Origin of the sequence: Pseudomonas jinjuensis, from assembly GCF_900103845.1 — a bacterium.
GTDB classification, from domain to species: domain Bacteria; phylum Pseudomonadota; class Gammaproteobacteria; order Pseudomonadales; family Pseudomonadaceae; genus Pseudomonas; species Pseudomonas jinjuensis.
In genome coordinates, this window is sequence record NZ_FNIJ01000009.1 from 61,604 (window position 1) to 74,229 (window position 12,626).

Annotated in this window: 1 protein-coding gene (cut by a window edge); it reads right to left on the reverse strand. The window is 71.3% G+C overall.

All coding sequences use genetic code 11. The annotated features are described in order from the left end of the window. A protein-coding gene (locus BLR75_RS14255) for a non-ribosomal peptide synthetase (RefSeq protein WP_084311278.1) crosses the window boundary here: on the reverse strand, positions 1-12,626 show its 3' portion. It continues 1,474 nt past the right edge of the window; only the last 12,626 of its 14,100 coding nucleotides appear in the window; the start codon falls outside the window, past its right edge; its stop codon occupies positions 1-3.

Genomic DNA, 12,626 nt, shown 5'->3' on the forward strand with positions numbered 1-12,626 from the left:
TCATACGGCATCGATCAGCTGCTCCAGTTCGGCCTGGAAGGCATCCATCAGGTCCTGCACGGTCTGCGGGCGATAGCGCTTGCGGCTGAACACGCAGCGCATCGACAGCCGGCCGTCCTGCACCTGGCCGATGATCTCCAGCCAGTTCGCCAGCGGCGCCGACGGGCTGTGGAAGTCGCCGAGGCTTTCCGACGCCGCGCCGAACATCGACTGGCCGTTGGCGGCCTGGTCGAACTGGCCGAGGTAGTTGAAGGTGATGCGCGGTTGCGGCAGCGCGGCCAGTTGCTGGCGAATCTCCGGCCGGCCGAGATGGCGCAGCACGCCGAAGCCCAGGCCGTTACGCGGAATCCGCGCCAACTGCCCGCGCACCGCACGCACCGAGTCGGCGGCATTGCCCGCGCCCGGTACGAGGCGCACCGGGAACATGCTGGTGAACCAGCCCACCGTGCGGCTCAGGTCGAGGTCGGCGAACAGGTCCTCGCGGCCGTGGCCTTCCAGCTGGATCAGCGCCGATTCGTCGCCGGTCCAGCGGCACACCACGCGGGCCAACGCCGCCAGCAGCAGGTCGTTGATCTGCGCCTGCAACAGGCCCGGCAGCTCCTTCAGCAGGCGCGTGGTGCGCGCCGCATCCAGGCTCATGCCCGCCTCGCCGGCAACATTGACCAGATTGCGCCCGCGCGGGTTGTCCAGCGGCGGTTCGGCCGGAGCCGCGCCGTCCAGCTGCGCCAGCCAGTAGGCCAGCTCGGACTCGCCCGCCTCGCTGCGGGCGAAGGCCTGCAGGCGCTCGGCCCAGTCGCGGTAGCTGCTGCCGGCCGGCGCCAGTTGCGCGCTCTCGCCGCGTACCTCGGCGGCATAGGCGGCGGCCAGGTCCTCCAGCAGCACGCGCCAGGACACCCCGTCCACCGCCAGGTGGTGGATCACCAGCAGCAGGCGTTCGCCGCCGGAAGCCAACCGGCAATGCAGCACCCGCAGCAGCGGGCCACGCTGCAGGTCGAGGCTGCGCTGGGCGCGCTGGATGGCGTCTTCCACGGCGGCGCTGTCGGCGACTTCTTCCTGCCACAGCACCGGCGTCTGCGCCGCTTCTTCCAGGCTGGCGTAGCGCTGGGTCCAGCCGCTCGCACCCGGCACGAAGCGCAGGCGCAGCGCATCGTGGCTGGCCAGCAGGGCCTGCACGGCGCGCTCCAGGGCGTCGGCCTGCAGCGGCTGCAGCACGTCGAGCAGCAGCGCCTGGTTGAAGTGGTGGCGCTCGTCCATCGGCACGTCGAACAGCCATTGCTGGATCGGCAGCAGATTGAAGGTCTCGCCGCCCGCGCCCGCCAGCGGCACCACCAGCGCGTCCTCGACGACCTCCCCGGCCTCGCCCAGCAGCTCGGCGATGGTCGGCCGGCGCAGCAGGTCGCGCAGGCGGATTTCGCGGCGCAGCGCCGGCTGATTGCGCAGGCGCGACACCACCTGCAGGCTGAGGATCGAATCGCCGCCCAGCTCGAAGAAGTTGTCCTGCACGCCGACCCGCTCGATGCCGAGCACGTCCTGCCAGATTTCCGCCAGCAGGCGTTCCTCGTCGGTGCGCGGCGCGACGTAGTCGGAATCGTCGCGGGCGTCCGGCTCCGGCAGCGCGCGGCGGTCGATCTTGCCGTTGGCGTTCAGCGGCAGCTCGTCCAGCACCAGCACCCGCGCCGGCACCATGTAGTCCGGCAGCAGCGCCTTGAGCCGCTGGCGCAGGGATTCGCCAAGTCCATCATCGGCATCGGCGGCGACATAGCCGAGCAACTGGCGCCCGGACGGCCCGTCATGGGCCACCACCACCGCGCCACGCACTTCCGGCTGCTCGCGCAGGCGCGCCTCGATCTCGCCCAGCTCGATGCGGAAGCCGCGCACCTTGACCTGATGGTCCAGTCGGCCGAGGTAGTCGAAGGTGCCGTCGGCGCGCCGGCGCACCAGGTCGCCGGTGCGATACAGGCGCCCGCCGCTGCCGAACGGATCGGCGACGAAGCGCTCAGCGGTCAGCCCCGCGCGGCCGTGGTAGCCGCGCGCCAGGCCCTCGCCGCCGATATACAGCTCGCCGGCCACGCCATCCGGCACCGGCTGCAGGTCGGCGTCCAGCACATGCGTGGTGCGCGCGCCGACCCGTGAACCGATGGGCGCGTAGGCGGCGCCGCAGGCGGTGTCGCCCTCGGCCTTCCACAGCAGCGGGGTGATCACGGTTTCGGTCGGCCCGTAGCCGTTGATGATGCAGCGCGGCCGCAGCGCCGCGCGGACCCGCTCGAAGGCCGCATCGGCCACCGCGTCGCCGCCGAAGCAGTACACACGCACCGCCGGCGCAGCACCGTCGGCCTCGGCCTGGGTCGCCAGCGCCTGCAGGTACACCGGCGGGAAGGCGGCCACGGTGACTCCATGTTCGTGCATCGCCTCCAGCGTCTGCTGCGGCGTCCACAGTTCGTCATCGCGGATCAGCAGGCTGCCGCCGAACAGCAGCGGCGTCAGCCAGCGCTCGTGGGCACCGTCGAAGGCGAACGACATGAAGTGCAGCTCGCGGTCGGCCGGCGTCATTTCATAGCGCTCGCCGATGGCCTGGCAGTGCATCGCCAGCGGCCCGTGGGACACCGCGACCGCCTTCGGCTGGCCGGTGGAACCGGAGGTGTAGATCAGGTAGGCCAGGCTGTCGGCATGCGGCCGGGGCAGCGCCGCATCGGCGGACGACGGGTCGAGGCGATCCAGCTCCAGGCGGGTGACGCCCTCCACCGCCGGCAGGCGTTCGGCCAGGCTGGAATGCCCGAGCAGCAGCGCCATGCCCGAGTCGCGCATGATGAATTCCAGGCGCTCGGCGGGATGCGCCACGTCCAGCGGCAGGTAGGCGGCGCCGGACTTGAGCACCGCCAGCAGCGCCACCGGCCAGTCCAGCGAACGCGGCAGCGCCACGCCGACCACCTTTTCCGGACCGGCGCCCTGGGCGACCAGCAGGCGCGCCAGGCGTTCGGCGCGGGCGTCCAGCTCGGCGAAGCTCAGGCTGCGTCCGCCGCTGAGCACGGCGACCTTTTCCGGCGTCTGCCGCGCCCAGCGGGCGATGCCTTCATGCACCGGCGGCAGCGACTGGCGCGGCGGCAGGCGGTTGGCCTCGGCGCGAACGCGCAGCGCCTCGCCGTCGTGCATGCCGATCTGCCCCAGCGGGCGTGCGGCGCCGGCGCAGAAGCTGTCCAGCAGATGCTCCAGATGCGCGCGGATCGCCTCCACCTCGGCCAGGCCGAAGAACTCGCGGAGGAACATGTATTCGATTTCCAGGCCGTCGCCGAGGGTGACCATCAGGTCCATGGCGAAGTTGGTCACGCCGTGGCCCTTCGCCGCCTCGAAGCGCAGCTCGCCGTCCTGCCAGTCGGCCAGCAGGCGGTCCACCGGCGCGTTCTCGAACACGATGATGCTGTCGAACAGCGCCTGCCCGCCGCGTCCGGCCCAGCGCTGGATCTGGCTGAGCGGCGTGTGCTCGTGCTCGCGGGCGGCGAGGTTGTAGTCCTGCAGCTCGCGCAGCCAGTCGCCGAGCGCCTGCTCCGGGCGCGGCGCCTGCACGATCGGCAGGGTGTTGATGAACAGCCCGAGGGTTTCCTGCGCCCCCGGCAGCGACGCCGGCCGGCCGGAAACCGTGGCGCCGAAGGCCACGCTGCGCTGGCCGGTATAGCGCTGCAGCAGGAGCAGCCAGGCGGCCTGCACCACGGTGTTCAGGGTCACCCGCTGACCACGGGCGAAGTCCTTCAGGCGCGCGGTGGCGGCGCGGTCGAGCTGCGTGTAGATGGCCTGGTGGCCGCTGTCGCTGCGCTTGCCCGGCAGCGCCTGGGCGAGCAGCGTCGGCTCTTCCAGCGGCGCCAGCTTCTCGCGCCAGAAGCGTTCGCTGACCAGCGGATCGCGGGACTGCAGCCAGTCGATGTAGTCGCGGTAGCGCCCCGCCGCCGGCAGCGCCTGGCCGAGGTAGCGGCGCAGCACCTGGCCGATCAGCAGCGACAGGCTCCAGCCGTCCAGCAGCAGGTGGTGGTAGGTCCACAGCACGCGGTAGCGGCGCTCGCCGAGACGCACCAGCAGCAGGCGCTGCAGGGGGGCGCGGGCGAGGTCGAAGGGCAATTGGCGCTGCTCGGCGGCCAGCGCCTGGAACGCCTCGCCGTCGGCCTCGCGCTCGCGCCAGTCGAGAATCTGCATCGGCACTTCGGCGTCGCGCTGGATCACCTGCATGGCATCGGCGAAGCCCTGCCAGACGAAGGCGCTGCGCAGGCTGTCGTGGCGCGCGCTGACCTCCGCCCAGGCAGCGAGGAAGCGCTCGGCATCCAGGCCGTCCGCCAGCACATCCAGCTGGTTGACGTAGAGGTCGCTGCCCGGCGCGTCCAGCGAGTGGAACAGCATGCCCTGCTGCATCGGCGACAGCGGCAGGATCGCCTCGACCTGCTCCACCGGCACCGGCAGCGCGGCCAGTGCCGCCGCATCGAGAGTAGCCAGATCGATGGCGGCGACCACGCCCTTGCCGCTTTCCGCTTCCAGCGGCTGCGCATGGGCGGCCAGGGCGCGCACGCTCTGGTGCAGGAACAGGTCGCGTGGGCTGAGTCCCAGCCCGGCATCCCGCGCCTTCGCCACCACCTGCACCGAGACGATGGAATCGCCGCCCAGCTCGAAGAAGTTGTCCTCGACGCTGACCTGTTCGACACCCAGCACCTCCTGCCAGATGCCGGCCAGCAGCGTTTCGGTCTCGCCCTGCGGCGCGACGAAGGCGCGCTCGGCCAGCTCCGGCTCCGGCAGCGCCTTGCGGTCCAGCTTGCGGTTCGGCGTCTGCGGCATCCGTTCCAGACGCATGATCAGCGCCGGGACCATATAGTCCGGCAATTTCGCCTTCAGTTTTTCCCGCAGGCGCGGCAGCAGTTCCTCGCCGCCATCCGCCACCACATAGCCGACCAGCTGGTTGCGCCGCGCGACCACCGCCGCCTCGCGCACCGCGTCGTCTTCCAGCAGGCAGGACTCGATCTCGCCCAGCTCGATGCGGAAGCCACGAATCTTCACCTGCTGGTCGATGCGGCCGAGATACTCCAGCGCGCCATCGGCACGCCGACGCACCAGATCGCCGGTGCGATACAGCCGCCCGCCGCTGCCGAAGGGATCGGCGACGAAGCGCTCGGCGGTCAGCTCCGGACGGCCGTGGTAGCCGCGCGCCAGACCTTCGCCGCCGATATACAGCTCGCCGGCGACACCGGCCGGCAGCGGCTCCAGCTGTTCGTCCAGCACATGCAGCGAGGTGTTCGCCAGCGCCTCGCCGAGCAGCACCTGCGGCTGCTCGCCATCGAGGCGATAACGCGCCGACCACACCGTGGTTTCGGTGGGGCCGTAGAGGTTCCACACATGCCCGGCGACATCGATCAGCGTCTGCGCCAGATCGCCAGGCAGCGCTTCACCGCCACACAGGACCTGTCTTCCAGCCAGCGCCGGCAGGCGCGGATGGCCGGCGAGCATGCGCCAGGTCGAGGGAGTCGCCTGGATCGCGCTGACCTGCTGGGTTTCGATCTGCGCCCACAGGCGTTGCGGATCGCGCGCGGTATCGCGATCCACCAGCACCACGCTGGCCCCGGAAATCAGCGGCAGGTACAGCTCCAGCGCGGCGATATCGAAGGACAGCGACGTCAGCGCCAGCAGACGGCCCTCGGCCGCGATCCCCGGCGCCTGCGCCATGCTGGCGAGGAAGTTGCCGAGGCCGGCACGACGCACCGCCACGCCTTTCGGCCGGCCGGTGGAGCCGGAGGTATAGATGACGTAGGCCAGATGCTCGCCGCCGGCCAGCGGCTGCGGATCGGTTTCCGGCGTATCCAGCGCCAGTTCGTCGAGGCACCAGAGTTCGGCGGTGGCGCCCAGTTCGGCCAGTTCTTCACGCAGCGAGGACTGGCTGAGCAGCAGCCGCGCGCCGCTGTCCTGCAGCATGTGGCGCAGGCGTTCGGCGGGGAATTCCGGGTCCAGCGGCACATAGGCGCCACCGGCCTTGAGCACCGCGAGCAGCGCGATCATCAGCTGCGGCGTGCGCTCCAGGCAGACGCCGACCAGCGCATCCGGCCCTACTCCGACTTCACGCAGGCGATGGGCGAGACGGTTGGCCCGGGCGTTCAGCTCGGCGTAGGTGACGGAAACGGCATCCTGGCGCAGGGCGATCGCCTGCGGATTCAGCCGCGCCAGTTCCTCGAAACGGCCGACCAGATCGAGGCTGGCTTCGTCGCCACCGCGAGCGGCGCCGGCTTCCAGTTGCGCAGAGCGTTCCTCGGCGTCGAGCAGCGCCAGCTCGCCCACAGCACGCATCGGCTCGGCAACCAAAGCCTGCAGCAGGTTGAGGAAATGCCCGGCCATGCGCTGGATGGTGGCGCCGTCGAACAGGTCGCTGGCGTAGTTGAAGGTGCAGTCGAGGCGGCCATCGGCGCGCTGGTCGACGAACAGGCCGAGGTCGACCTGCGCGCTGTCGCGGCTGTCGGCGAGGCTCTGCAGGGTCAGCCCCGGCAGTTGCTCGTGCAGCGCCACGGAGTGCCGCTGCAGGCTGAACAGCACCTGGAACAGCGGGTTGTGGCTGAGGCTGCGTTCCGGCTGCAGGGCTTCCACCAGTTGTTCGAACGGCAGGTCCTGGTGCGCCTGGGCGGCCAGCACGGTTTCCCGTACCTGTTGCAGCAGTGCAGTGAAGGACTGGCGGGTATCGATGCGCGTGCGCAGCACCTGGGTGTTGACGAACAGGCCGATCAGCCCCTCGCACTCGCCGCGCTGGCGGTTGGCGACCGGCACGCCGACACAGAGGTCGTCCTGGCGGCTGTAGCGCTGCAGCAGCAGGTTGAAGGCCGCCAGCAGCAGCATGAACGGCGTGGCCTGCCGGGCCTGCGCCAGTTGCCCCAGCGACTCGGCCAGCGGCGCCGGAATGGCGAAGCCGAGGTTGGCGCCACGCTGGCTCTGCTGCGCCGGACGCGGGCGGTCGGTGGGCAGTTCGAGAATGCGCGGGGCATCGCCGAGCTGGTCGCGCCAGAACTGCAGTTGCCGCTCGCCCTCGCCGCCGGCCAGCCATTCGTGCTGCCAGAGGGCGTAGTCGGCGAACTGGATCGGCAGTTCCGCCGGCGCCTCATCACCGGGATGGAATGCACCGGCGTAGAAGCGGCCCAGCTCGCGGATGAGGATTTCCATCGACCAGCCGTCGCTGACGATATGGTGCAGCGTCACCAGCAGCAGATGGCGCTCGTCTTCCAGACGCAGCAGGCGGGCGCGCAGCAGCGGGCCGCGGGCCAGGTCGAACGGCGTGCAGGCTTCCTCGCGGCGCAGGACTTCCGCCAGCGCCTGCGGATCGGCCTCGCCGCGCAGGTCGGTCAGCGGCAGGCCGAAGCCTTGCGCCGGCTGGATCACCTGCACCGATTCGCCATCCTGCAGCGGGAAGCAGGTGCGCAGCGCCTCGTGACGCTGCAGCAGGCGGGCGAAGGCGTTTTCCAGCGCCAACTGGTCGAGGCGGCCGTCCAGTTGCAGGGCCACCGGCATGTTGTAGGCGATGCTCTCCGGCTGCAGTTGCCAGAGGAACCACAGGCGCTTCTGCGCCGGCGACAGCGGCAGCCGTGCCGGGCGTTCGCGGCGCTGCGGCCCGGTTTTTTCGACCGCAGTCGCGCGGCCGATGGCGGCGGCCAGGCCGGCCACGCTCGGCGCATCGAACAGCGCGCGCAGCGGCAGCTCCACGGCGAACGCCTGACGCACCCGCGCGACGATGCGCACGGCCAGCAGCGAATGCCCGCCGATCTCGAAGAAATCGTCGTCGCGCCCTACCCGTTCGGCGCCCAGCACCTCGGCCCAGATCGCCGCCAGGCGGGTTTCCACCGCGCCGACCGGCGCGCTGTATTCGCGGCCCTGCCAGTCCGGCGCCGGCAGCGCCTTGCGCTCCAGCTTGCCGTTGGGGCTGAGCGGCATGCGCTCCAGATGAATCAGTCGCGCCGGCACCATGTAGTCCGGCAACTGGCCGCGCAGGGTTTCGCGCAACTCGTCGCACCAGCCGCGCGGGTCGGCCACCGCTTCGTTCGCGGTGACATAGCCGACCAGTTGCGCGCCGGTCGGCGACGCCAGCGCCACCACCACCGCTTCGCGCACCTGCGGCTGCTCGAGAAGACGCGCCTCGATCTCGCCCAGCTCGATGCGCAGGCCGCGCAATTTCACCTGATGGTCGATGCGTCCGGCGTAGTCGATCACCCCGTCGGCACGCCAGCGCGCCAGGTCGCCGGTGCGGTACATGCGCTCGCCCGGCGCGCCGAACGGATCGGCGACGAAGCGCTCGGCGGTCAGTCCGGGACGGCCGAGGTAGCCGCGCGCCAGGTTGATCCCGGCGATGTACAGCTCGCCGGCCACGCCCACCGGCACCGGCTGCAGCTCGCCGTCGAGGATCAGCAGGCGGGTGTTGGCGATCGGCCGGCCGATGGGCACCGCATGCCGGCCCGGCTCGTCGACGCAGGTCCAGTGGCTGACGTCGATGGCCGCCTCGGTGGGGCCATAGAGGTTGTACAGCGCAGCGGGATGCTGCTGGAGGAACTGCTGCTGCAGCTCATGGGGCAGCGCCTCGCCGCTGCACAGCACGCGGCGCAGGCTGGCGCAGGCCGGCAGCTCGCCGGCGGCGATGAACGCCTGCAGCATCGATGGCACGAAATGCAGGGTGGTGATGCCCTGCTCGATGATGGTCTCGCGCAGGCGCGCCGGATCGCGGTGCGCGCCGGGCTCGGCCATGACCAGCGCGGCGCCGGTCATCAGCGGCCAGAAGAACTCCCACACCGAGACGTCGAAGCTGAACGGGGTCTTCTGCAGCACGCGGTCGCTGCCATCCAGCAGATAGGCATCCTGCATCCACTGCAGGCGGTTGAGCAGGCCGGCGTGGCTGTTGCCGACGCCCTTGGGCCGGCCGGTGGAGCCGGAGGTGTAGATGCAGTAGGCGAGGCTCTGCGGCGGGTAGTCGATGGCCGGCGCGCCGTCCGGCTGGGCGTCGGTGTCGCTCCAGTCGCGGTCCAGGCACCAGACCTTGGCGCTGCCTTGCGGCAGGCGATCGAGCAGCGCCTGCTGGGTCAGCAGCAGCGGCACCTCGCTGTCTTCCAGCATGAAGGCGAGGCGCTCGGCCGGGTAGTCCGGGTCCAGCGGCAGGTAGGCGCCGCCGGCCTTGAGGATCGCCAGCAGGGCGATGGCCAGCTCCGCCGAACGCTCGGCGAACACGCCGACGCGCACGTCGCAGCCGACGCCCTGCCCGCGCAGCCAGTGCGCCAGGCGGTTGGCCCGCGCCTCCAGTTCGGCATAGCTGAAGCGCCGTTCGCCATGGGCCAGCGCCAGGGCGTCCGGGGTGCGCGCGGCCTGGCGGCGGATCAGCTCGGGCAGTGGCGGCAGGTGCGAGTAGTCCCGGGCGGTGGCGTTCCAGCCGTCGAGCAGTTGTTGGCGCTGTTCGGCTTCCAGCAATGGCAACTGGTCCAGCGCCTGCTCCGGCGAGTCGACCAGCGACTGCAGCAGGCGCAGGAACATTCCGCCCAGGCGCTCGACGCTGGCGCGCTCGAACAGGTCGGTGGCGTAGCCGAAGGCGCCGAGCAGGCGGCCGTCGGCGCAGTCGCAGGTGTCCAGCGTCAGGTCGAACTGGCTGCTGCGGCGGCCGGCGGGCAGCGTCTCGACGCGCAGGCCCGGCAGGTCCAGCGCGCTCAGGTCGTCGCCGCGATCATGGTTGAACAGCACCTGGAACAGCGGGTTGTGGCTGAGGCTGCGCTGCGGCTGCAGGGCTTCCACCAGCTGTTCGAACGGCAGGTCCTGGTTGGCCTGGGCGTCCAGCAGGCTTTCGCGGGTGGCGGCGAGCAGCGCGGCGAACGGCAGGCGTCCGTCGATCTCGCTGCGCAGCACCTGGGTGTTGACGAAGAAGCCGATCAGGCTCTCGGTTTCCTGCTGCTGGCGGCCGGCGATGGGCACGCCGATGCGCAGGTCGCGCTGGCCGCTGCAGCGGTAGAGCAAGGCGCCGAAGGCGGCGAGCAGCAGCATGTACAGCGAGCAGCCGGAAGCGCGGGCGATCTCCCGCAGCTCGGCGGCGAGCGGCGCCGGTACGGCGAATTCCAGGCTGTCGCCACGGAAGCTCTGCTGCGCCGGACGCGGGCGGTCGGCGGGCAGTTCCAGCAGCGGATGCTCGCTGCCGAGATGCGCCTTCCAGTAGCCCAGCTGGCGCTCGCCCTCGCCGCTTTCCAGCCACTGGCGCTGCCAGATGGCGAAGTCGGCGTACTGGATCGGCAGCGCCGGCAATTCGGCCGGAACGCCGCCGAGCCAGGCGCGGTAGCAGATGGCGAACTCGTCGAGCAGCAGCTTCAGCGAGGCGCCGTCGCCGACTATGTGGTGCAGGGTCAGCGCCAGCGCGTGTTCATTCTCGCCGAGCTGGATCAGACGGACGCGCAGCAGCGGAGCGGATGCCAGGTCGAACGGCCGCGCCGCTTCCTGCGCCAGGCATTCGCCGAGGCGCGCTTCCCGCTCGGCGGCCGGCAGATGGTCGAGGCGCTGTTCCTCCAGCGCCAGCGGCAGGGACGCCAGGATGCGCTGGCGCACCGTTTCGCCGTCGTCCTCGAACTGCGTGCGCAGCGAGGCATGGCGCTGCTGCAGTTGCTCGAAGGCGCGACGCAGGGCGCTGCGGTCCAGCGCGCCATGCAGGCGCAGGGCGCCGGAGATGTTGTAGGCGGCGCTGTCCGGCGCCAGCTTCCAGAGGAACCACAGGCGCTGCTGGTTGTAGGACAGCGGCGCGCCATCGGCATGCTCGCCGGCGCGCAGCTCGGGCAGGCCGGCGCGGCGTTCCAGGGCGTCGATCGCCGCCGCCAGTTCGCGCAGGCGCGGCGTATCGAACAGCTGGCGCACCGGCAGTTCGACGCCGAGGCGCTTCTTCACCCGCGCCACCACCTGCACCGCCAGCAGCGAATGGCCGCCGGCCTCGAAGAAGTGTTCCTGCGCGCTCACCTGCGGCAGGCCGAGCACCTCGCTCCAGATTTCCGCCAGCAGGCGTTCGCTGGCGCTGGCCGGTTCCTCGAAGGCGCCGGCCTGCCAGAGCGGTTCCGGCAGCTGCGCGCGGTCGAGCTTGCCGTTGGCGTTGCGCGGCAACTGGGCGAGCACCACGATGCGCGCCGGCACCATGTAGTCCGGCAACTGCTGGCGCAGGGTTTCGCGCAGTTCCTCGTCGAGCCGCGGATCGTCGCCGGCGACGTAGCCGACCAGCTGCTTGCCGGTGGCGGTCTCGCGCGCCACCACCAGCGCCTCGCGCACCCGCGCATCGGCACGCAAGCGCGCCTCGATCTCGCCCAGCTCGATGCGGAAGCCGCGCACCTTGACCTGATGGTCGATGCGCCCGAGGTAGTCGATGGTGCCGTCGGCGCGCTGGCGCACCAGGTCGCCGGTGCGGTACAGGCGCCCGCCCGGCGTGCCGAACGGATCGGCGACGAAGCGCTCGGCGCTCAGTCCCGGCCGGCCCAGATAGCCACGCGCCAGCCCTTCGCCGCCGAGATACAGCTCGCCGCAGACGCCGGTCGGCACCGGGTTCAGGTCGCCATCCAGCACCCAGGTGCTGCGCGCGCCGACCCGCGAGCCGATGGGCGCATAGGCCGCGCCGCAGCAGTCCTCGGCGGCGGCCTTCCAGATCATCGGCGTGACCACGGTCTCGGTCGGGCCATAGCCGTTGATGATGTAGCGCGGGCGCAGCACCCGGCGCACGTGCTCGAAGCTGGCCTGCGGCACGGCATCGCCGCCGAAGCAGATGACCCGCAGCGGCGCGGCGCCGGCCTGCCCTTCGGCGTGCTCGGCGATCTGCTGCAGATAGGCCGGCGGGAACGCCGCCACGGTGACGCCGTAGTGCTGCAGCGCGGCGAAGGTCTGTTCCGGGGTCCACAGGGCGTCGTCGCGCAGCACCAGGCTGGCGCCGTGGGTCAGCGCGGTCAGCCAGCGTTCGTGGGCGCCGTCGAAGGCGAAGGACATGAAGTGCAGCTCGCGGTCGGCCGGCTCCATCTCGTAGCGCGCGCCGATCTCGCGGCAGTGCATCGCCAGCGGCCCGTGCGCCACGGCGACGCCCTTGGGCAGGCCGGTGGAGCCGGAGGTGTAGATCAGGTAGGCGAGGTTGTGCGCATGCAGCGCCACATCCGGCGCCACGGCTGGTTCGGCAGCGAGGTCGAGGCGATCCGGCTCGATGGCCTGCACGCCTTCCGGCAGCTGCGGCCGGCGCGCGTCGCGGCTGTCGCAGAGCAGCCAGGCGAGGCCGGCGTCCTGCATCTGGTAGCGCAGGCGTTCGGCGGGATAGTCGAGGTCCAGCGGCACGTAGGCGCCACCGGCCTTGAGCACCGCCAGCAGCGACACCAGCAAGTCGGGCGAACGCGGCAGGGCCACGCCGACGCGGCTTTCCGGGCCGACGCCGAGTTTCGCCAGGTGCTGGGCGAGACGGTTGGCGCGCTCGTCCAGCCCGGCGAAGCTCAGCACCTCGTCACCACAGAACAGCGCCGGGGCGTCCGGCGTTTCCACCGCCCACTGGGCGATGCGCTGCTGCACGGTCAGTTCCGCCACGGGCTCGGTGGGCAGCGCGTTCCATTCGCGCAGCTGGTTCCAGGCGGAGGGTTCGAGCAGGTCGAAAT